At 33.1% G+C, this 21,316-nt stretch carries 18 protein-coding genes and 1 pseudogene; 10 read left to right on the top strand and 9 right to left on the bottom strand.

Annotation, left to right across the window (positions count from 1 at the left end; genetic code table 11):
* Positions 1-64 precede the first annotated feature (64 nt).
* The 3 genes and pseudogenes from msrA (at position 65) to Q1A73_RS04380 (ending at position 1,152) form a co-directional block, all read left to right on the top strand.
* The gene (gene msrA / locus Q1A73_RS04390; protein WP_299602096.1) at positions 65-607 is read left to right on the top strand and encodes a peptide-methionine (S)-S-oxide reductase MsrA; all 543 of its coding nucleotides are present in this window, start codon (positions 65-67) and stop codon (positions 605-607) included.
* A 57-nt stretch (positions 608-664) separates the two neighbouring features.
* Positions 665-766: pseudogene (locus Q1A73_RS04385) on the top strand (GTP cyclohydrolase I FolE); the annotation flags it as partial.
* An 83-nt stretch (positions 767-849) separates the two neighbouring features.
* Positions 850-1,152 carry a hypothetical protein gene (locus tag Q1A73_RS04380; RefSeq protein ID WP_299602092.1) on the top strand — a complete coding sequence of 101 codons (303 nt, stop codon included), beginning with the start codon at positions 850-852 and terminating at the stop codon, positions 1,150-1,152.
* Here Q1A73_RS04380 and Q1A73_RS04375 read toward each other — a convergent pair.
* From Q1A73_RS04375 to Q1A73_RS04350, 6 genes are all read right to left on the bottom strand, one after another.
* The gene (locus Q1A73_RS04375; protein WP_299602089.1) at positions 1,149-1,673 is read right to left on the bottom strand and encodes a DUF6787 family protein; all 525 of its coding nucleotides are present in this window, start codon (positions 1,671-1,673) and stop codon (positions 1,149-1,151) included. The genes Q1A73_RS04380 and Q1A73_RS04375 overlap by 4 nt on opposite strands.
* A 39-nt stretch (positions 1,674-1,712) precedes the next feature.
* On the bottom strand, positions 1,713-2,132 hold the full coding sequence (locus tag Q1A73_RS04370) for a DUF6146 family protein (RefSeq protein ID WP_299602599.1): 420 nt from the start codon (positions 2,130-2,132) through the stop codon (positions 1,713-1,715).
* A 148-nt stretch (positions 2,133-2,280) separates the two neighbouring features.
* Positions 2,281-2,919: a DUF937 domain-containing protein gene (locus Q1A73_RS04365; protein ID WP_299602086.1), complete on the bottom strand. Its 639-nt coding sequence runs from the start codon at positions 2,917-2,919 to the stop codon at positions 2,281-2,283.
* A 178-nt stretch (positions 2,920-3,097) separates the two neighbouring features.
* Entirely contained in the window at positions 3,098-4,048 is a 951-nt protein-coding gene (locus Q1A73_RS04360; protein ID WP_299602083.1) for a D-2-hydroxyacid dehydrogenase, read from the bottom strand.
* Between the two features lie 74 nt (positions 4,049-4,122).
* Positions 4,123-5,187: a 3-phosphoserine/phosphohydroxythreonine transaminase gene (gene serC / locus Q1A73_RS04355; protein ID WP_299602080.1), complete on the bottom strand. Its 1,065-nt coding sequence runs from the start codon at positions 5,185-5,187 to the stop codon at positions 4,123-4,125.
* Between the two features lie 126 nt (positions 5,188-5,313).
* Positions 5,314-6,375, bottom strand: a complete 1,062-nt coding sequence (locus Q1A73_RS04350) for an acyl-CoA reductase (protein WP_299602078.1) — start codon at positions 6,373-6,375, stop codon at positions 5,314-5,316.
* Positions 6,376-6,441: 66 nt separating this feature from the next.
* Between Q1A73_RS04350 and Q1A73_RS04345 the strand changes: the two genes are divergently transcribed.
* The 4 genes from Q1A73_RS04345 to Q1A73_RS04330 all read left to right on the top strand — a co-directional run bounded on the left by Q1A73_RS04345 (position 6,442) and on the right by Q1A73_RS04330 (position 9,294).
* Positions 6,442-6,792 (top strand): 4Fe-4S dicluster domain-containing protein, encoded by a 351-nt coding sequence (locus tag Q1A73_RS04345; protein ID WP_219007555.1) that lies wholly within the window; start codon positions 6,442-6,444, stop codon positions 6,790-6,792.
* 118 nt (positions 6,793-6,910) lie between these two features.
* Positions 6,911-7,525: an outer membrane beta-barrel protein gene (locus Q1A73_RS04340; protein WP_299602070.1), complete on the top strand. Its 615-nt coding sequence runs from the start codon at positions 6,911-6,913 to the stop codon at positions 7,523-7,525.
* Between the two features lie 103 nt (positions 7,526-7,628).
* Positions 7,629-8,504 carry an alpha/beta fold hydrolase gene (locus Q1A73_RS04335; RefSeq protein ID WP_299602067.1) on the top strand — a complete coding sequence of 292 codons (876 nt, stop codon included), beginning with the start codon at positions 7,629-7,631 and terminating at the stop codon, positions 8,502-8,504.
* Entirely contained in the window at positions 8,491-9,294 is an 804-nt protein-coding gene (locus Q1A73_RS04330) for an alpha/beta hydrolase (RefSeq protein ID WP_299602064.1), read from the top strand. Before Q1A73_RS04335 ends, Q1A73_RS04330 begins: the two co-directional genes overlap by 14 nt.
* A 60-nt stretch (positions 9,295-9,354) precedes the next feature.
* Here the strand turns inward: Q1A73_RS04330 and Q1A73_RS04325 are convergent, their stop codons facing one another.
* Together Q1A73_RS04325 and Q1A73_RS04320 are read right to left on the bottom strand one after the other, a co-directional pair.
* Positions 9,355-11,970, bottom strand: coding sequence for a TonB-dependent receptor (locus tag Q1A73_RS04325; protein WP_299602061.1), 2,616 nt, complete (start codon positions 11,968-11,970; stop codon positions 9,355-9,357).
* A 178-nt stretch (positions 11,971-12,148) separates the two neighbouring features.
* Positions 12,149-15,073: a TonB-dependent receptor gene (locus Q1A73_RS04320; RefSeq protein ID WP_299602058.1), complete on the bottom strand. Its 2,925-nt coding sequence runs from the start codon at positions 15,071-15,073 to the stop codon at positions 12,149-12,151.
* Positions 15,074-15,752: 679 nt separating this feature from the next.
* Here Q1A73_RS04320 and Q1A73_RS04315 point away from each other — a divergent pair.
* Together Q1A73_RS04315 and Q1A73_RS04310 are read left to right on the top strand one after the other, a co-directional pair.
* Positions 15,753-17,699, top strand: a complete 1,947-nt coding sequence (locus Q1A73_RS04315) for a polysaccharide lyase family 7 protein (protein WP_299602055.1) — start codon at positions 15,753-15,755, stop codon at positions 17,697-17,699.
* Between the two features lie 284 nt (positions 17,700-17,983).
* A complete protein-coding gene (locus tag Q1A73_RS04310) occupies positions 17,984-19,342 on the top strand; it encodes an RICIN domain-containing protein (protein ID WP_299602052.1) in 1,359 nt (452 codons plus the stop codon).
* A gap of 81 nt (positions 19,343-19,423) precedes the next feature.
* Here the strand turns inward: Q1A73_RS04310 and Q1A73_RS04305 are convergent, their stop codons facing one another.
* Positions 19,424-19,975: a hypothetical protein gene (locus tag Q1A73_RS04305; protein ID WP_299602049.1), complete on the bottom strand. Its 552-nt coding sequence runs from the start codon at positions 19,973-19,975 to the stop codon at positions 19,424-19,426.
* A gap of 216 nt (positions 19,976-20,191) precedes the next feature.
* Between Q1A73_RS04305 and ychF the strand changes: the two genes are divergently transcribed.
* Entirely contained in the window at positions 20,192-21,286 is a 1,095-nt protein-coding gene (gene ychF, locus Q1A73_RS04300; RefSeq protein WP_299602046.1) for a redox-regulated ATPase YchF, read from the top strand.
* Positions 21,287-21,316: the final 30 nt, after the last annotated feature.

Raw genomic sequence — 21,316 nt, 5'->3', positions numbered from 1 at the left:
AAGCGTCATAGCTGTTTACGATATATGTACATTCGTTCAACAATACTTATTTTTTAACAATATTATGGGAAATAATAACTTACATACAGCTGTTTTTGCTGGTGGTTGCTTTTGGTGTACTGAGGCTGTTTTTCAACGTTTGCAAGGAGTGGAAAAAGTTATTTCTGGATATATAGGAGGAACTATTAAAAACCCAGCTTATCGCGAAATTACTACAGGAAGAACTGGTCATGCCGAAGCTATAAAAATTGAATTCGATGCAGATCAGATTACTTTTTGGGAGTTATTAGAAGTTTTTTTTGCAACTCACGATCCTACTACACTAAATAGACAAGGTGCCGATCGAGGTACACAATACAGGAGTGCTATTTTTTATGAAAATGAAGAACAACACAAGCTAGCACAACAAATGATAGATTATTTAAATGCTGAAGGTGTTTTTAATAATCCAATTGTTACCGAAATAACTCCGCTTGGCCCATTTTATAATGCAGAAGATTATCATCAGAATTATTATAATCAAAATAGTGAACAAGGTTATTGCCAGTTTGTGATTAATCCCAAACTAAGTAAATTACAAAACACTTTTAAGAGTAAATTGAAATAAGATAAAAATTAGTACGGATACCATATAACAAGTTTGAAGAATATAATATAAAAGTTACTGATGATCCTTGGAGTACAAAAACAAAATTCAATAACCACTACATCTGGATTTATAGGACAGTTTGATAAAATAGAAACAAGAACAGAATTTTTGAGATGAATAACCGCCGATTTGGCATAATATCATTTTGGAATGCTATTTGCTTTATTTTGTGTAAATTAAAGAACCCAAAATAATAGTACATGACAGAAAACAAAACAAAAAAATTAGCACTTAGTATCTTATTTGATGCCATTGGAATGCTATCTTACATTTTTCCTCCTTTTACCGAGATAATAGACATTGCTTGGGCTCCTTTAGCAGGATGGCTCATGACTAAAATGTATAAAGGTAAAGTAGGAAAGGCTGCAGGATTTTTTACCTTGATTGAAGAAGGTTTTCCAGGATTAGATTTTATTCCAACATTTACACTGATGTGGATTTATACATATGTTGTAAAAAAAGAAAAAGTTAAAGGAGACGTAATAGAGGTAGACCCTTCTTAGTCTTTCAAAAACTTAGCAAATCCCATTCTACGAAGCATTTTTTTCTCGAACCACCAGAAGAATTTGAATTGACCAAATAGCCACCCGACTATTAGTAAAATTACCTGGTATATTGGGAATATTAAGAAAATTCTTAATGGCCAGTAGATCCATCCATTGGTTGTTTCCTTGCTTAAACCTAGCAAAGATAAAATCGGATCAGATATTCTAGCCGAGGTAGAACCAGTAATTGCAAAAGCAATAAAGATGGCTATAAGTTCCCAGCGATACGTAACATTCCATCTAGTTTCTAACGCTTTGAATAGTTTTAGTGTTATTACCAATAGGACTATAAAAAGCAGTAAAGATATTACAGAAATAGTAATAATAAAAAGTTCCTTGTCTTCTGATAACGTAAAGAAATTGGAGATGATTCCTCTTGCCAAAAGGAATGAAGAGAATAATAAACTTACGACTCCTAGTACGGGAAAAATTAATTGCCAGTTAGCCTGAATTTCCCAGCGATCTTTGAATTTTTGCATAGCACAAAAATACGATTTAAACTCTCTACGCCAAAACCTTTATCCTCTACTTACAAAAAAACGTTGGTTATATCGCTGTTCAAAAAACAAGAAGTAATTGTAGAGTAAATAGTTTACTTCGTATCCGTAATCGATATGTTGCTCGTAGTTTATTTGTTGGATATATAAATTGGGATTAAAACGCTGTGGTTGTATCACTCTTTGGTTGTATTCGATTACGTATTGACGATTTCTAATTTCCAAAAATTGTTGATTATAATACCCTCTTGGTCTCTGAGTAACTAACCAAGTATTAAATCCTGGTTCTATAATAATAATTTCATATTCTAGGTCGTCATTGGCAATTCGCAACGTGTCCGAAGTCGTATTGGTAGCGGTGGTATCAAGACTTCTTCCCTTAGTTGTAGCACAACTATATATAAATAAGGAGAGGATACTCACATAAATAATATTTTTTATCTTTCCCATAGTTAAAAAGTACAAAAAGTTAACTAAAAAGCTTTTGTATTTAACATTTTTGTGAATTTAGCTTACCTCTTACTATAAACGAAAAAAGAGTTTAGAACTTATCTAAACTCCTTTTAATTATATGAAAATTATATTCTTTTTATTTTCCAAAAAGGCCACCAAGTAATCCTCCGATTCCACCTTTCTTTTGACCACCACCTAGCACCATACCAGCGACATCATCTAAAATACTACCATCTCCATCAGCATCTAAGAAAGATTCAATTAAAGATTGTTGTTGTGATCCTTGACCTCCACCAAGCATCCCACCGAGCATACTTGATAATCCATTAGCATCAGAAACATTATTTTGAGCAGCTTGTTTTCCTAAAACTCCCATAAGAATTGGGGCAGCAACTTTAAGAATTTGTCCAACAGAACCTGCATCAATACCAGACTTTTGACTTAAAGCGTTTTCTACAGCAGGTTGTTTACCACCTAAAATGTGACCTAAAATTCCCGCACCATCATTCGTTACACTTTCTTCAACACCACCTTCAAATAAACCTCCAAGGTTATCTAAGATATTGCCTCCAGAGTGCTTTCCTGATAAGGCACCTAATAAACCAGAAGCTCCTTCTGGAGTAGATGCGTTTTTTTGCATTGCACCCATTAACACAGGCATAGCCATACTTAATAAGTTTCCAGTTTTATCGGCAGATTGACCAGTTTGATTACTTACTCCGCTAATAATTTGTTTTCCGATTGGACTATTTAAAAGATCTAAAATTCCAGACATGATTTATATATTTTTATTATGTGTTCTAAAGTTACATTTTTTATCAGTAAGATCAGAGATTAGGCTTGTGTTTATTTCAGTAAATAATAGACGAAAGGTGTTTTTCGACGATGAACAACAAAAAACACCTTTATAGCAAGTATAAAGGTGTTTCTGTCAAGATTTTATCGTAAGTATATTATTTCAGAATAGAGATGATCTGATCTGCTAGTTCTTGTCCTATTCTGTCTTGTGCTTCTCCTGTTGCAGCACCGATATGCGGAGTTAATGAAATTTTATTATTCATTAATACCTTTATTGCTGGTTTAGGTTCATTTTCGAATACATCCAATCCTGCAAAACTTAATTTACCCTTTTCTAGAGCATCAACCAAAGCAACCTCATCAATTACTCCACCACGTGCAGCATTAATTAATCCAGCACCATCTTTCATCTGAGCTATTTCATTCTTCCCTATAACATATTCTTCTTGTGCGGGAACATGTAATGTTAAGAAATCTGCATTTTTAAGCACTTCTTCTTTAGAAACTGTTTTCAGTTTAAAGTTTGCAGATTGTCCGTCGAAAAATTCTAGAGGGATATCCACTTCTTCAATAAATGGATCAAAAGCTACTACTTTCATTCCAACTCCAATAGCAATTTTGGCAGTTGCCTGACCAATACGACCGATACCAATAACACCCAGCGTTTTTCCTCTAAGTTCGATACCACCTGCATATGCTTTTTTAAGGTTTTTAAATTTACTATCTCCTTCTAAAGGCATATTTCTATTAGCATCATGTAAAAAACGAACACTTCCGTATAAGTGTGCGAATACGAGTTCAGCAACCGAACCAGAAGACGCAGCTGGAGTATTAATTACATGTAATCCTTTTTCGCGTGCATAAGCAACATCGATATTATCCATACCAACACCACCACGACCAATGATTTTTAAAGAACTACAATTATCAATAATATCCGTTCTTACTTTGGTAGCACTACGAACTAATAATACATTAATTTCATTGTCATTTATGTAATCTACTAATTGATCTTGTGCAACTGTGGTAGTTTGCACTTCGAATCCAGCTTTTTCAAGGGCATCAATACCACTTTGTGATACACCATCATTTGCTAATACTTTCATTGTAAAGGTTTGATTTTTTAAGTTTTTAGTTCTTATTTAAGAATTTAGCTTTTAATTACTATGAGCTTATTCCGTTATGCTTTTCTTTCTAAATCACTCATAACATCTACTAAAGCAGCGACACTTTCCATGCTCATTGCGTTGTACATACTTGCTCTGTAACCACCAACGCTTCGATGTCCATTAACTCCATTAATACCTGCTTCTTTCCACATTGCATCAAAGGTTTCTTTTAGATTTCCTTCTACTAGAGAGAAAGTTGCATTCATAGTTGATCTATCTTCTTCTTTTGCAAAACCTTTGAATAAAGGATTTAAGTCAATTTCTGAATAGATAAGTTTTGCCTTCTTCTCATTCTCTTCTTCGATAGCAGCGATACCACCAAGTTTCTTTAACCATCTTAGTGTAAGCATAGAAGTGTAAACAGCAAATACAGGAGGTGTATTAAACATACTTCCTTTACTGATATGCACATTATAGTCTAACATCGAAGGAATTTGTCTTTCTACTTTACCCAGTATATCTTCTTTGATTACTACTAGAGTAGTACCAGCAGGTCCCATGTTTTTTTGTGCACCTGCATAAATCAAGCTAAATTGAGAGAAGTCTAATTGTCTGGAGAAAATGTCACTACTCATATCACAAATTAGAGGAGCATCAGTTGTAGGAAACTCTTTTATCTGAGTACCAAAAATAGTATTGTTACTTGTACAATGTAGATAGTCTAATCCTTTTGGAATATCATATCCCTTAGGGATGTAATTGTAGTTAGCATCTTTAGAAGAAGCAACTTCTATTACTTCTCCAAATATTTTAGCTTCTTTAATAGCCTTGTCACTCCAGCTACCTGTGTTGATGTATCCTGCTTTTGATTGTAATAAATTGTAAGCGGTCATCAAGAACTGAGTACTAGCACCTCCTTGTAGAAAAAGTACTTTATAGCCTTTGCCTTCTAAGCCCAGTAATTCTAGTGCTAAACTTCGGGCTTCTTCCATTACATCAACAAAATCCTTGCTACGATGTGAAATCTCCAAAATGGATAACCCAGAGTTGTTAAAATCCAATACCGCTTGGGATGCTTCTTGAAATACTTCTTGTGGTAAAATACAAGGTCCTGCGCTAAAGTTGTGCTTTTTCATCAGTAGTTTTTATAATTTTTAATAGTTACTTTTCTTGTTATTTTCTGGTTGTCTAAACCAGTTCGAAAAAACACCACAAAGGTGCTAATAATCTAAAACAAATGCATTGTCAAAATGATAAATTATTTAGCTAATTGTTGTTAAAAATTCAATAACATCAATATTATCTGCGTAATCTGATAGAGAAGGGGATTGTGTGTTGCCAAAATCGATACTCTCGTCAGAGAACTGATCGCTTACGATACATTGTATTTCTTCTTTATCTGATTCAAATTTTCTTTCTAGCTCTTCTTTTGAGGAATATTTTTCATAAAATAGGGTAGCTATTGGTGAGCTATAACTTTCATCTTCTTTTAGCATCAGAAAACCATTTTCGAGCAATTTAAAACTACTCATTAGGTATACGGCTTTGTTATAATCATAATTATTAGCGTATTTGGCCCCCTTGATTATATCATTAAACTCGTATATCGATTTAAAGAATAAATCAAAATCATAATTCGATGGTACCATTACTTTAGATACACTTCTACACCCTAAACCATAATATCTAAAAATGTCATTACCAAGTGCTGCTAGTTGCTCTTTAGTTTCATTACCTGTTAATACAGCTACAGAATTTCGGTTTTTACGAATAATGTTAGGTTTATTACCGAAATAATGTTCAAAATAACGAGCTGTATTATTACTTCCCGTAGCTATTATAGCGTCAAAATCTTTAATTCTATCATCGGTAAAAGAAATGTAGTCTTTTAACTCGGGTTGAATTGAAATCAGATAAGAAGCCAGATAGGGAAGAAGTTGATTGTCATTAGATGATTGTTTGGCAATTACCTTATGTCCACTAATTACTACAGAAATAAAATCATGAAAACCTACCAATGGAATGTTTCCAGCCATGATAATTCCAACTGTTTTTGTCGATACTTTATCTAGGTTGTAAGGTGATAACCATTTTTCAAGATTTTCTTTGGTTAATAACGTACTCCACTGTTCTAAAGAAAATAAAATGTTTTCTTCTGTAAACCAACCATTATGATTCTTAGCAGATACTATTTTTTGGATCATTCCATCAAAAAAATCCTCATTATGTTTAACGCTACTAATCTTCTCATAACCAGTGTTTTTGAATTGACTCAAGAACTTTCCTAGTTCAGAAAAAGCGATAATTCGGTCATTTAATACCATTTGTAATTTGTTTATAACTAGTTTACGAGTTATTTTTGTGTTGCAAATTTAGAATAAAAAAGAGCTATGGCAATTATAATAACAGATGAATGTATAAACTGCGGTGCTTGTGAGCCTGAATGCCCTAACACTGCAATTTATGAAGGTGCGGATGATTGGCGATATGCTGATGGTACGGATTTAGAAGGAGATGTTGTACTTCCTGGAGGAAAAGCTGTGAATGCAGATGAAGCTCAGGAACCAGTAAGTGATGAGATTTATTATATCGTTCCTGATAAATGTACAGAGTGTAAAGGTTTTCATGAAGAACCTCAATGTGCTGCAGTATGTCCTGTAGATTGTTGTGTTCCTGATGAAGATATCGTTGAAACTGAAGAGTTTTTATTACAGAAACAAGCTTTTATGCACAAAGAATAATCAAGTAGTATTATTAAGATAATGAAAAACCTGTCTCTTTAGACAGGTTTTTTTGTACACATTTTTTAAAATTTACTATTTTCGTCAAGAATTTAACCTCAAATCCAAACCTAGAATTATGAAAAAAATACTATTATTTACACTTTTTATGGCTTTTACAGCTACTTCTTTTGGACAATATAGATGGGAAGTTTCTGGAGGACCAACTTTTTCTAAACTTAATCTTGATAATCTTGATACTGAAGTTGGAACTGGTTTTTATTTAAATGCCGGATACGGATATCTCATGGGGGTAAGAGCTAAAACTAGTTTCGTTTTTTCTTTAGATCTTGTTCAGCGTTCTAGCGAAATTCAGGGGTTAGGTGATGCTAAAACATTGCAGGTTGGTTTTAATCCTAAATTTAGATATTTATTCGGTAGAGGAAAAGATCGCTTTAGAGCCTTTGTAAATGTTGGCCCCTCATTTAGATTAAATACTAATTTCGAAATTTCTGGCGTAGAATTAGAATCTGAAGCTTATGAACAATTGGTAATAGGAGGTGTCTATGGAGCTGGTTTTTCTCAAATGATAGGAGAGATGTTTGATATCTTTTTTGAAGCTGGTGTGATGAATGATTTTACTGATAACTTAAAAGATGATGACCTTCAGATTATAAATACTGGAGGCAGTAAGTTTTTTGATTTTTATGCAAGAGTCGGTGTTCGTTTTAGAATATACGATGCAAGAAGATAAAAACATTAGATAAAAGTAAAGATCCCGCTTCGGCGGGATTTTTTATGCGATCAGTTTAATTTTTTGTAAATTAGATACTTATAAATACTTTAAGAATACTAATATGCCAAATTGGGGATACATAGCTATTATTATTCTTGCGTGCTATATCGTAGCTAGTATTGCTTTATATTATTTGCAAGAATACTTCATTTTTAAACCAGAAAAGTTAGATAAAGATTTTCAGTTTCATTACAATAATCAGATCGTCGAAGAATATAATTTAGAAACTAGAGATGGAGCTATTATAAATGGACTTCATTTTAAAGTTGAAAATCCTAAAGGAGTTGTTTTATATTTAAAAGGAAACTCTAAAAGTATTAAAGGTTGGGGTAAATTCGCTGTGGATTTTACGAGGCATCGATACGATGTTTGTATGTTAGATTACAGAGGATTTGGAAAAAGTACAGGAAGACGTTCTTTTAAAGCACTAAAAAGAGATTTGCAATTTGTTTATAACAAGCTAAAAGAACAGGTAGATGAAAAATATATCATTTTATATGGACGTTCTATGGGATCTGGTTTCGCAGCGAAATTAGCTTCTATTAATAATCCAAAGATGTTGATACTAGATGCACCGTACTATAGTTTAAGTAAAGTAGCTGCTAAATATATACCATTTATGCCTGTCTCTTTGATTATGAGATATCCAATTCCTACTTATAAATGGTTAAAGTATGTCAATTGCCCAATCCATATTATCCATGGAACACACGATAGATTAATTCCTTTTAAATCCAGTATCAAACTTTCTAAAATTAAACCAAAACTAACCCGATTATATACAGTAATTGGTGGTGGACATAAGAATCTTAATAATTTTGAATCGTACCATAAAATGTTAGGGGAGATTATTAATTCCAAAATGAGAAAAATCAATCTTTCTAACACTAGTATTGGTGTACAACATGCCAAAAAAGGAGTTAATGTCCAAGCTTAAAAAGGTTTTATTTTGGATAGTATCTGTATATCTACTGATTATTGTTTTATTATACTTTTTTCAGCATAAAATTATTTTTCAACCAGAAAAGCTTTCTTTGGATTATCAATATCAATTTGATCATGATTTTGAGGAATTCTTTATCACTGCAGAAGGTAATTTAAAGCTAAATGGATTACATTTTAAAACCAAAAATCCAAAAGGTGTGATTCTCTACTTTCATGGTAATCGAGGAAGTTTGAAAAGATGGGGGAAGATTGCTACTTTTTTTGTAGAGAAACAATATGACGTAGTTATTATGGATTATCGTGTATACGGTAAGAATCATGGAACTATAACAGAGCAACTACTATATGCTGATGCACAATTATTTTATGAATATGTAAATAATAGATATGCTGAAGACAAGATTATCATTTATGGTCGTTCGTTGGGTACTGGAATTGCAACCAAAATAGCAGCACAAAATCAACCTGGTAATTTAATTTTGGAAACCCCATTTAGTTCCATGGAAGATGTAACTTCGTATTGGTTTCCAATATTTCCAGTAAATGCTCTTTTAAAATTTAAATTTCCATCAGATCAGTTCATTAAGAGTGTTACTTGTAATATTACCATTTATCATGGTACAAAAGATAGGGTAGTGCCATTTTCGTTGGGAGAAAAATTATTTAATAGTATTGTATCTTCCAATAAAAAAATGATTGTAATTGAAGGAGGGGCTCATAATAATCTTAATGAGTTTGAATTGTATCAAAGTACAATTGACAATGTTTTGAGAACCTTTTAAGCATACTATTAAAATGGTCACCTTAAATTGATTAGTTCATTTAAGGTGACCAAAGTTATTTTAAAAATTAAAGTCTAATCTAGCATAATAGTAAGCTCCACTAAATCCCATTTGTACAGCGTCCCAATATCCACCGGCTTCTGTTAAATCATCTTGTTGATCAGGATATTCGTTAGTAATATTATTTCCTCCAATGGTAAGCTTTAGTTGTTCGGTAAGTTCATAACCTAAAGTGAGATCAGCAGTTATTTTAGCTCCGTAGACATCATCATTATCATCAAAATCTACCAATGTAATTTCACTAAATCTGGTTAAACCAAGACCCGCATTGAATTTTTCAGTGTTGTAATTCAGATTTAAAGCAAATTTACTTCTTGGTGCTGAAGCCAGTAAAAATCCTTGTTCTCTTTTTCCAAAGAATATATCTGGATCTAAATCGGTATTTACAGCAGTGATATACATATTATTTACGTTTCCTGCTAGTAGTGCTGATAATGTCCCAAAAGTATAGTTTGACTTCCAAGATAAGACGACATCCATACCCACGGTTTCAGTATCAACTCCATTTGCAAAAAACTGAGCTTCATTTACATTATCAATATCAGTGGCTTCAAAAGTACCCGTAAGTACGATACGATCCTTGATATCTATGTAATAACCATCTACAGTAGCTGAAAAATCACCAAGCTTAGCAGTAACTCCAACCGAAGCATTTACCGAAGTTTCTTCTTTTAAACGATCAATTCTAAAAGAAGCAGTAACTGGACTATTGTTAGGAGATAATAGTGTTTCTGAAGCTACACCTCCTTGGAAATCTGTAAATCTAAGATTATAATAAATCTGTGCCAATGATGGAGCGCGGAATCCAGAACTAACTGAACCTCTAAAATTGATATTCTCAGTTGCTTTTACTCTTAAAGCAAGCTTCCCATTTATGGTACTTCCAAAATCACTATAGTTCTCAAATCTTGCGGCTCCAGCCAAAAGAAATGCATCTGTAATATCCAATTCTGCATCTGCATATAGAGATAGATTGGATCTAGATCGATCTACTTCGTTTGCAGGACTGTACCCAGGAAATCCTTGTGACCCTCCAGGTCTAGGTTGACCACTATCGGGATCAATAGGTTGTGTTTGAGTGGCAGGATCTATAATAGGTAATCCATTCGTGTCATAAGTCGCATAAGAACCTTCTTCTCCTGCAAAAATGATAAAATTCTCAGTTCTATACTCAGCACCTAATGCAATATTCAAACCTTTTGATACTTTTGGATAGTATTTAGAAAAATCTAAATTAAGTGTATTTTGACTTAAGCTATGTCCTCCTGCATCAAATTCTGTTGGTGAGTTTTCTTCCAAGGAGGCATTTAAAGTTCCTTCTATGAAGTAATGGAAATTGTTTTTTCCCCAGGTATTGCTAAGATCAATTTTCCAACCATTATTAGTTTCTGTTCTAATACCTCCCGAAACAGAATTGTCAATAATATTTGAAGTAATTCTTGGCGTAAAGCCATTTGGATAAATTTCGGTGACCACGCGTTCACCACCGTTTCTGGTAAAAGCAAATGCATCGGTATCTCTGTAGTTTCTACCTCCAAAAGCATATAATTCTGTTTTATGGGATAATGGGATATTTGCATTAGCAAAGAAATTAAAACCATCGATTGCAGCTTCTCCGAATCCTCGTCTAAAATCAAATCCAGGTCTAAGTGTTTTATTCTTACTTAAGTATTCTGTGGTAAAGTTGATATAACCCTTATCTCCAATACCTACTCCATAATTAGCAGTTACCTTTACCGATCCTCCATCAAAATCCTTATCTTCTCCTATGCGATTTCCATCGTTTTCTGTATCTAATCGATTTCCATCAGTATTTGGGGTTCCTTCAGGAAAATCTCCTTTAGCATTTGTGTTATAAGCTCCGTAGCTAATACTTCCACTAAGTTTATCTATATTATCTTTAAGTACGATATTGATCACACCGGCGATGGCATCGGATCCATATTGTGCCGCTGCACCATCTCTTAAAATTTCAATTCTTTTGATGGATGTGGCAGGAATCGTATTAAGATCAGTACCAGAGTTTCCTCTTCCTCTTGTACCAAAAATATTAATAAGTGAGGAAGAGTGCCTTCTTTTTCCATTAATAAGAACCAGAGTTTGATCAGGACCTAAACCTCTTAAACTAGCAGGATCAATATGATCTGCACCATCAGAACCTGATTGTTTGTTGGCGTTAAAAGAAGGCGCTGAATATTGTAGTAATTCATTGATTTCTATTTTACCACTTTTAGTAACAATATCTTGCATATCAATAATGTCAACGGCAACAGGAGTATCTGTAGCGGTTCTTTTAGGGCTTCTGGAACCAACAACTACAATAGTACTTAAAGCTTCTCCTTCTAATAAGGTAATATCTATTTTTTCTTGGTTGCTTACGGAAATTTCTTGAGTCTGAAACCCTACAAAACTAAATACCAATACGGCATTTTCATCTACTGCGATGGTGTAATTACCATTATCATCTGTGGTAGTACCCTTGTCGGAACCTTTTTCTAAAATATTAACAAAGGGTATTGGGGTACCCGAAACATCAGTAACTGTTCCAGTAATAATTTTTTGGCTAAAAGTCATGCCAGTGATTAGCCCAAATAAAATAAGAGTGAGTTTTTTCATGTAAGTGTATTTAGATTAGTATTATGAATTTTCATGTGTTTACAAATTGTTCAAAAGAAATAATCCAGATAATTTTATTACTGAAGTAAATGAAAACCTTAGAGAATAATTTCTCTAAGGTTTTTAAAATTATAGGTATTCAAAATTTATCAATAAACGATAGATTTTTGAACACGATTTAGAATTTATAATTCAAAGACAAATTGAACAGGGTTCCAAGCTGACTGAAATGATAACCATCATATGACATTTGTGAATATCTTCCATTAAATGTAATAAGGTTAAAAGCTGTTTTCTCAGCATCTGGATTATTTAATACAGCATCTCCTGTGGGAGTTAATGATTTAAATTCCCATTCTGGTAGTACATTTAAAATGTTATTAATGTTTAGTGCTACGGTAATATTATCTGTAGCATTATAATTAATACCAAGATCTGTAACTATTTTTGTTTTAAATTCAACGCTTAAATCAGAACCACCATCACTATCAGCGGGATCACCACCTACTAAAGATTCTAGATCCTGTAATCCTTGATTTCTAAATTTAGTTGGACCGAATAGTGTATTATTTAAAGAGAAATTAAATTTTCCAATATCATAGTTAGCACCAAGAATGGCTTTAAATTCTGGACGCGAAGTAAAGAATAGCGCTTCTTGGGTATCATTTACAACGGATTGACCTGCATCAGCTACCAATGTTGGGTTGTTTACAGCACCATCTCTTTCATTTTGAATCACGTAATTTCCTGATAAACTAAAATTAAGTTTTCCAGGACCAATACCGATATTTCTATAATTAGCAACAACGTCGATTCCAGAAGTTCTGGTATCAATTGCATTTACAAAGAAACTAACATCAGATAGATTATTATTTTGTAATACGTCATCTAATGGTGTATTTCCTGCATCTGTAGCTCCAATTTCGGTACTCAGAACTATACGATCATCCACTTGTATGTTGTAATAATCTACAGTTATATTGATGTTCTTATTGATCTTTGCGCCGAAACCTATGGTAAAGTTTGTAGACTCTTCAGCATCTAATTGAGGGATTGATAAAAGTCTGGCTTGCGGAGAAACATTATTAATTAATCCTCCAACCTGAATTCCCTGACCTGGAATGAAACTGAATTGAGCTCTCTGTGTATAAATTTGATGTAGCGTAGGAGCTCGGAAACCTGTAGATAAAGATGCTCTTACTGTAAATTTATCTTCTAAGAACTTATAACGACTACTAATTTTCCAAACAAAGGCTTCTCCAAAATCACTATAGTCCTCTAAACGAATTGTTCCATTTACCAAGAAATCTTCAGTAATATCAGCAGAGATGTCGAGATATCCACCAAAGTTATAACGGTTAAATTTTCCAGAATTTTCAGGTCTGTTTCCCGCAAAAGAATCGGCTCCACCACCATCATAAGAAGCAAGATCTCCTTCAATAATTTCGAATGTTTCTGTTCTAAATTCTGCTCCAACACCAATACTAATTTGATCAGTAATGAGCTTAGCAATATCTATATTACCTACACTATGTGTAAACTTTGTTCCTCCTGGATCAAAGGATATCGGACTATTTTCTTGATATAATTCAGATCCTTCCGTGATTTCTCCTGGATCTACAACTCCGTTATCGTTTGCATCCACCCAAGTTGAAGGTGATAAAACAGAATTACGGTTATGAGAATTATTTACGCTATAATCTTGAGAGTTACCTCCAGTAGTGTAGCTTAGATCAAAGTTCCAACCATTCTTTTTGGTTTTAAATCCTATAGTAGCATTGTAATCATTTAAATCTCCTTCGAATGTTGGAAGATATCCTATATATTCTCCATTAGAACCATTTGGAAAGAAATCATTAAGGTAAGAGAAGAAGTCAACACCATCTACATCATCTGGGTTGAATGCTTCTGCACGTCTCCAATAGGGAGTTCTATAATTCGCAAAACTGTTTACCTTTTTATATACATAGGCAGCATTCATATATATATTAGTGTTCTCATTAATGTCATACCCTCCATTCACTAAGAATTTTGCAGCAGATGTTTCGGGAGATCCATTGATATTTCCAGCATCAGGAAACTGACTTAAAAAGTTGTCTACAGAAGTTCGTCCTAAGGTATTTCCAATAGCTATATTTGCCGCGTCTGGTTTAGGGGTTCCATCAGGAAGATTTGGATCTACAAATACAAAATCATTAAATTCTCCATCAGCATCAACTGTTCCCGGACGATTGGCTAAGTTTACTTTAGAAAAATCTACAGTATAATTAAAAAAGCCTTTATTATCTCCGATAGTAGCTCCATTATTTAAACTGATACCGATCGTTTCTCCATCTCCTTCAGATGTTATACCGGTTCTTAAAGTAGCAGAACCATCATTAGGATTGTCTTTTAGAATAATATTCATAACTCCTGCAATCGCATCCGAACCATATTGTGCAGAAGCACCGTCCCTTAATATTTCTACTCGTTTAATTGCATCTGTTGGTATTGCAGAAATATCAGAACCTGTTTCTCCTCGACCAGGAGAAGTCTGAGTATATAAAAGAGCACTCAGGTTTTTACGTTTTCCGTTGATAAGAATCAATGTCCTACTTGGTCCCATATTTCTTATTTCATAAGGGTCTAATAATGAAGTTGCATCGTTAACCGGAGTTTGAACCGTGTTAAATGATGGAATCTTATATTGGAGGGCTTTGTCAAAAGTTACCTGACCAGTAGATGCTAGCTCTTTAGATGCTAAAACATCAATAGGTAATGATGAAGTAGTGTTACTTCTTGGCAATGCTCGAGAACCAACTAGCAATACTTCGTCTAATTCAGAACCACTGGATAAAGTTACATTAATAGTAGACTGGTTGTTTATGGGCACTTCTTTAGATCCAAAACCTACGAAACTATAAACTAAAACCCCGTCAGGATTTACTTCTATAGTGTAAGTTCCATTAAAATCAGTAATGACCCCATTATTTGTTCCTTTTTCAAGGATGTTAACTCCAGGTAAGGGAGTGCCATCTGTATCGGTTACAGTACCTGTTACTTGAAGTTGAGAAAAAGAAATGCTGGCATACAGCATCCCTAAGATGAGTGTGAGCTTTTTCATGTAAATAATAATTAAATTGGTAAAAATAAAGATAGTAATAAATCAATATTAACAAAGGATATCGCCTTTAATTAAATTTTTTTTAGGGGGATTTTTTCTCTTCCAATTTCTCTGAGATAGGTTAAATAGATAAATCTTTAATTTTTTAAGCTTTATTTAGAATTAATACTAGTTTTTAGCAGTTTATTTTTAGATTTTGGTTTTTTGATTTGTTAATAAAAACATTATAAAAATTAGTACAAATCTGGATTTACAGGAAAGAAAAGTTGGTGAAAGAACAGTGATTTTAAAGATTGGTTGTTTACTGTTTTATTTTTTGGAGTTTTTTTAAACAATATGTACAAACGAATACTATCTAGATAATTACGAATACTATTTTTTAGCACGCATATAGATGTTACGGTTAAAACTTTAATAAAGTACTTGTTATTTTCACTTTCAAAACCTGATTATAGGTTTTGGCGATTAAGTACCTACTGTTTTGTTTATTTTAACAAAGTATCTGAGGTATGTTAATCTTTTAATAATTAGGGGAATTTCCCCATCTTAAATTAGGAATACTTCTTTTCTCGGAGGTATTATTGCAAAATAAATTGGTTGACCAATTATACGATTGGATAACCAATTTATTTTTATTTATAATTTAAAAACGTAAACATTTTAAAAACAATCATTTACAATGAAACTAACATTTATTATTAGAAAAAGGTCTCTTTTTTCGTTATTTATTGCAATATTATTTTTTCCAATAGTAAGCTGTACAAATGAAGAATTTGACAGCGAGCTACTAGAAACTATTAAGGGTGATTCGGAAATAAAGGTTTCCATACCAATTCAAAACCCTGGATTCGAACTTGGAGAAGTTAATTGGGGAGATTCTGAAAATTATGCTATCTCAAGTGATAGAAATTCAGGTATAAAATCTGGAAAAGTAACGAGTTCATCTGGCAAAATAGAACAAACGGTTGATGTAAGTCAAAATACAGACTATATCCTTAAAGCTTGGGTTAACGGAGATGGCAAACTTTCTGTAGGTGGACAATCAATTGATTTTGATACAAACGATTTTGAAGAGATTGCTATTAACTTTAACAGTGGTAGTAATTCTTCAGTGACTATATTAGGAATAAGAAATAGTGGAGATGTCCGTTTTGATGATTTTACACTTAAAAGTACTTTGATAGATGGGCCAGTAGCTACAGGTCAGATAGTACCAATTAGTATTTCTGCCAATGGAAATCAAATTGGATATGGACCAGAAAATACGGTTGATGGTATCGTTGAAAATACGGAATCAAGATGGTCATCCAATGGGTATAAAGGTAAATATATTACTTATGATTTAGGTGCTATTAAAACAGTATCAAGTTTAAAAATAGCTTGGTTTAAAGGAGATGAAAGAGAAGCATATTTTCAAATTAGAGTGGGTAATTCTACATCTTCTTTACAAACTGTATATAATGCAAAAACTACGGGAAGTAGTGGGACAACAGAAGGGTTAGAAACTTTTGATTTTGATGATGTTGACGCTAGATACGTAAGAATATCTAGTTTTGGTAATTCTAAAAATAGCTGGAATAGTATTATTGAAACGGAAATTTATGGAAAAGAAGAGGACGGAAACGATGATACAATTCCTCCCGGACCAGTATCGGAGTTAAATGCGGTAGCTAGAAATGGTTCTGTAGTTTTAAATTGGAATAATCCTCAAGATTCTGATTTCAATAGTGTACGAATTACTTATGATGGTGGTGAGGTAATTTCTTTTGGAGAAAGTGCTACGATTAATAACTTGAGTAACGGCACTTCTTATTCATTTACTGTAGTCGCGGTAGATAATTCTGGTAATGTTTCTGCCAGTAAAGTTATAAATGCAACACCGCAAGGTCCACCACCAGGAGGCTCAGCAGCTAGTATTATCGGACCAGGATGGAAATTAAATGGATTTTCTGGTTTTCTAGCAATTGGTAGTAGTGATAATGGATTGGATTATGCAGATAATGCAAGTAAAAATGAAAGTCACTTTTTCTTTGAGAAAGATGGATATGCAGCATTTAGGTGTTATCCAGGGAATCCAACATCTGGAGGATCTAGTAACCCACGATCTGAGTTAAGAGAAGTGATAAACGGTGGAGATGGTTATTGGAACGGGAATACAAATACTGAGCATTCTATGAAGTGGAGATTTAAAGTAGAAAATTTACCGCCTTCTGGGAAATTAGCTTTTGGTCAAATCCATGAAAGAGACGATTTTTATGATGATGTTATACGAGTTCAAGTGCAAGGAGATGCAGGACAGAGTTCAGGAGAAGTGGATTTGAGAATACTTGGATATGTAACAGAAAAAGTTGAGGATCGTGAAGGAAGAACAATTGATTTTGATATGCGTTTGGATATTGAGTATTATTTTGAACTAACCATGAGTAATGGAGTTGTTACTTTATATAACCTAGATAATAATGGAAATCGAATTGAAGAGTTATTTCAATCTATAGATATCGGTAATGCTAATGAAAACTATTTTAAAGCTGGTTGTTATTTACAATCTACAAGTAGTAGTCATGATGGGTCTAGCGATTACGGTCAGGTATTGGTCAAAGATTTATTAGTATCACCAGATAACTAATTTTATTTATGGTGCTCTTTCCCTTTTTTGTTGATTGTTTTAATCTTACGCGATAAGTGCGGCAATATGATATTATGTTTTTTGCTTCGCAAAATATGTATATATGGTATTTGTTTAGTTAATATTTTAGCAATACTTAAAATAAGTTATATATTTTTTTACGAAATCGTTTGAGTTGGTATAATTATTCGTTAATATTGCAATAACTAAATTGGTTGACCAATTATTTTTTTGGGTAACCAAAATTTTAACACAAATTCTATCAACAATTCAAAACAATCATTATGAAAACATTTTGTGAAAAAAGGGAAGTGTATCATTTACACTATTTGTTTAGATCTTTACTAGTTGTTATGCTAGTGTTAACAGGAGTTTCTTGCGAGAATGAGGAATTCATTGATGCTGATGATTCACTTATCAAAGATGAGGAATTAGATACCAAAGCTACTCCAGTAGTAGGGAAGATTTATACAATCAAAAACTTGAATAATGGACGCACTCTTGATATTGCTGGAAAAAGCAATAACAATGGCGCGAATCTACAGGTTTGGGGAACAGATGCTAATACTTCTGGAACTCACAGACAATGGGAGATACTATCAGTTGGCAATGGTTATGTAAGATTCAAAGGTGTAGATAGCGGTAAATCATTAGAAGTTGCAGGAGGAAGTAATTCTAATGGAGCTAACGTGCAACAATGGGCTTATCAAGGAACAACGCATCAACAATGGCAAATTATTTCTGTAGGAAATGGATATTTTAGAATTAAAAGTAGAGATAGTGGAAAAAGCTTAAGAGTTACTGGTAGTTCTAATGGTAGTAATGTAGATCAGTATGCATATAACGGATCAAATAATCAGAAATGGTTTTTTACGGAAGTTGGAGGTACAATAGATCCACCGCCACCACCTCCTCCAGGAAATACAGCAGCAGCAATTATTGGAAATGGATGGAAGCTTAATGGTTTTAGTGGTAATCTAAATGTAGGAAGCAACGATAATGGATTGAATTATGCAGATAATGCCAGTAAAGCAGAAAGTCATTTCTTTTTTGAGAAGGATGGATTTGCAGCTTTTAGATGTTATCCTGGTAATCCAACATCTGGAGGATCTTCTAATCCAAGATCAGAACTTAGAGAAGTCATAAATGGAGGAGACAATTATTGGAATGGTAATACAAATACAGAACATTCTATGAAATGGAGATTTAAAATAGAAGATTTACCACCGTCTGGTAAATTAGCTTTTGGTCAGATTCACGAACGTGATGATTTCTATGATGATGTAATTAGGGTTCAGGTACAAGGAAGTTCTGGACAAAATTCTGGGTCAGTGGATTTAAGAATTTTGGGATATGTAACCGAAGAGATTGAAGGAAGCGGAAGAACTATCAATTTTAATATGCAGATGGATACTGAGTATTATTTCGAGTTAACTATGAGGAATGGTGTGGTTAGGCTATACAATTTAAATAACAATGGTAATAGAATAGAGGAACTATTTGAATCTGTTGATATTGGAAATGCTAATGAAAATTATTTTAAAGCAGGTTGTTATTTGCAATCTACTAGTAGTAGTCATGAAAGTTCTAATGTGTATGGTCAAGTACTAATTAGAGACTTGGTTGTATCTCCTGATAACTAAGGTAAAGATTAAGACTAAAAAAAGATCGTCTAAATATCAATTTAGGCGATCTTTTTATATTTATCATTTCTGAATAATAATTTATTTCAGTTTATAGCTTGTAGATACAATTGAATCGGATGCAGAATCATAAGTCTCTAAAATCAGGTTTTTCGCATCATCAAAATGCCCTAAGCAATTATTGTCATTTCCAAAGTTTACCAAATAGTAACCATTAGATAAGGGACGAGCTTTCAACATTTTTTCTCCGTTTTCGTCTATTATTGTAAAGATGTAACCAGAACCATTTGGAATACTACTATATAATTTCTCAGAGGATGTCTTACCCGCATTTTTTATCGAAACGGTCTGAGGAGAATATACAGCAGTTCTATTTGTATCCTCATCTTCTTCATCTGGATTCAATTTTAGTTCACTCTTTTTAGTAATTATCTGTTGCTCGGTAATAACTTTTTCTTCTCCATTAGCACCTTTTATACGTATCGTTTTTGTGACAATTTCTTCAGAAGAGTTTTCTTTGGGTTTAGTTTCTGCAGTTTCTTCTTTTTTCTCCTTTTTATCTTCAGATTGTGTGTATCCAATAAAAACTGAAAATAAAAGTATCAATAATGTTACTTTCTTATATACTTTCATAGGTTAATCATTTAGTGAGTTAAAAATACAAAAAGTTCAAAACTTTTGATTACCGTATTTTTTATTAAAAATTTCGCTTTTGTGTTAGTAGCTATTATTTCACGATTATTTTGTGAGAATCTATTTCTTTAGTATTTGTTTACTATGCCTTAATACCATTATCTTTGCACACTTAAAAATTTGAACAAATACTTTTGTTCCTAGATAACGAAAAATATGAAAGCAGGAATAGTTGGATTGCCTAACGTTGGGAAATCAACACTTTTTAATTGTTTGTCTAATGCAAAAGCACAAAGTGCTAATTTCCCTTTTTGTACCATAGAACCTAATATTGGTGTTGTAAATGTACCAGATCCAAGACTAAAAAAACTTGAAGAGCTTGTCAATCCGGAAAAAGTGATACCAGCTACTGTAGAGATTGTAGATATTGCTGGATTGGTAAAAGGAGCAAGTAAAGGTGAAGGTCTAGGGAATCAGTTTTTAGGAAACATAAGAGAAACGGATGCTATAATTCATGTACTTCGTTGTTTTGATAATGATAATATTGTACATGTTGATGGTTCAATAGACCCTATAAGAGATAAAGAAACTATAGATATAGAGTTACAGCTAAAGGACTTAGAAACTTTAGAAAAGAAATTAGATAAAATAAAGCGTGCTGCAAAAACAGGTAATAAAGAGGCACAAAAGGAAGAGTCTGTTCTTTTAGCATTAAAAGAAGGTTTAGAAGAAGGTAAATCTGTACGAGCTGTAGATGTTTCTGAAGATGATCATCTAGCGTATGTAAAACCTTTACAGTTTATAACTGATAAACCAGTATTATATGTTTGTAATGTTGATGAAGGAGCTGCAGTAGAGGGTAATGATCACGTAAAACGTGTAAAAGAAGCAGTGGCTTCTGAAAATGCTGAAGTAATTATTCTCGCAGTAGGAACAGAAGCGGATATCACAGAACTCGAAGATTACGAAGAAAGACAAATGTTTCTTCAAGATATGGGATTAGAAGAGCCTGGATCTTCTGTTTTAATTAGAGCAGCGTATAAATTACTAAATCAACAGACTTATTTTACTGCAGGTGTTAAAGAAGTAAGAGCTTGGACAATTCCAATAGGAGCTACTGCACCTCAAGCGGCAGGAGTAATTCATACTGATTTCGAAAAAGGATTTATTCGTGCTGAAGTAATTAAATACGAAGATTATGTGTCTTTTGGTAGCGAAGCTAAGGTAAAAGAGGCTGGAAAATTAGGGATAGAAGGTAAAGGATATGTGGTAAACGATGGAGATGTTATGCATTTTCTATTTAATGTATAGTTACATACTAAAACAAACAAAATAACCTTT

The sequence above is a fragment of the uncultured Aquimarina sp. genome (assembly GCF_947492115.1).
Lineage (GTDB): Bacteria > Bacteroidota > Bacteroidia > Flavobacteriales > Flavobacteriaceae > Aquimarina.
Note: the sequence above shows the minus strand (reverse complement) of the source record. Positions and strands in the feature narration are given on the sequence as shown.

Coding starts and splice junctions, on each gene's coding strand:
- msrA (WP_299602096.1), top strand. CDS start 65: ATGGGAAATAATAACTTACATACAGCTGTTTTTGCTGGTGGTTGCTTT.
- Q1A73_RS04380 (WP_299602092.1), top strand. CDS start 850: ATGACAGAAAACAAAACAAAAAAATTAGCACTTAGTATCTTATTTGAT.
- Q1A73_RS04375 (WP_299602089.1), bottom strand. CDS start 1,673: ATGCAAAAATTCAAAGATCGCTGGGAAATTCAGGCTAACTGGCAATTA.
- Q1A73_RS04365 (WP_299602086.1), bottom strand. CDS start 2,919: ATGTCTGGAATTTTAGATCTTTTAAATAGTCCAATCGGAAAACAAATT.
- Q1A73_RS04360 (WP_299602083.1), bottom strand. CDS start 4,048: ATGAAAGTATTAGCAAATGATGGTGTATCACAAAGTGGTATTGATGCC.
- serC (WP_299602080.1), bottom strand. CDS start 5,187: ATGAAAAAGCACAACTTTAGCGCAGGACCTTGTATTTTACCACAAGAA.
- Q1A73_RS04350 (WP_299602078.1), bottom strand. CDS start 6,375: ATGGTATTAAATGACCGAATTATCGCTTTTTCTGAACTAGGAAAGTTC.
- Q1A73_RS04345 (WP_219007555.1), top strand. CDS start 6,442: ATGGCAATTATAATAACAGATGAATGTATAAACTGCGGTGCTTGTGAG.
- Q1A73_RS04340 (WP_299602070.1), top strand. CDS start 6,911: ATGAAAAAAATACTATTATTTACACTTTTTATGGCTTTTACAGCTACT.
- Q1A73_RS04335 (WP_299602067.1), top strand. CDS start 7,629: ATGCCAAATTGGGGATACATAGCTATTATTATTCTTGCGTGCTATATC.
- Q1A73_RS04330 (WP_299602064.1), top strand. CDS start 8,491: ATGTCCAAGCTTAAAAAGGTTTTATTTTGGATAGTATCTGTATATCTA.
- Q1A73_RS04325 (WP_299602061.1), bottom strand. CDS start 11,970: ATGAAAAAACTCACTCTTATTTTATTTGGGCTAATCACTGGCATGACT.
- Q1A73_RS04320 (WP_299602058.1), bottom strand. CDS start 15,073: ATGAAAAAGCTCACACTCATCTTAGGGATGCTGTATGCCAGCATTTCT.
- Q1A73_RS04315 (WP_299602055.1), top strand. CDS start 15,753: ATGAAACTAACATTTATTATTAGAAAAAGGTCTCTTTTTTCGTTATTT.
- Q1A73_RS04310 (WP_299602052.1), top strand. CDS start 17,984: ATGAAAACATTTTGTGAAAAAAGGGAAGTGTATCATTTACACTATTTG.
- Q1A73_RS04305 (WP_299602049.1), bottom strand. CDS start 19,975: ATGAAAGTATATAAGAAAGTAACATTATTGATACTTTTATTTTCAGTT.
- ychF (WP_299602046.1), top strand. CDS start 20,192: ATGAAAGCAGGAATAGTTGGATTGCCTAACGTTGGGAAATCAACACTT.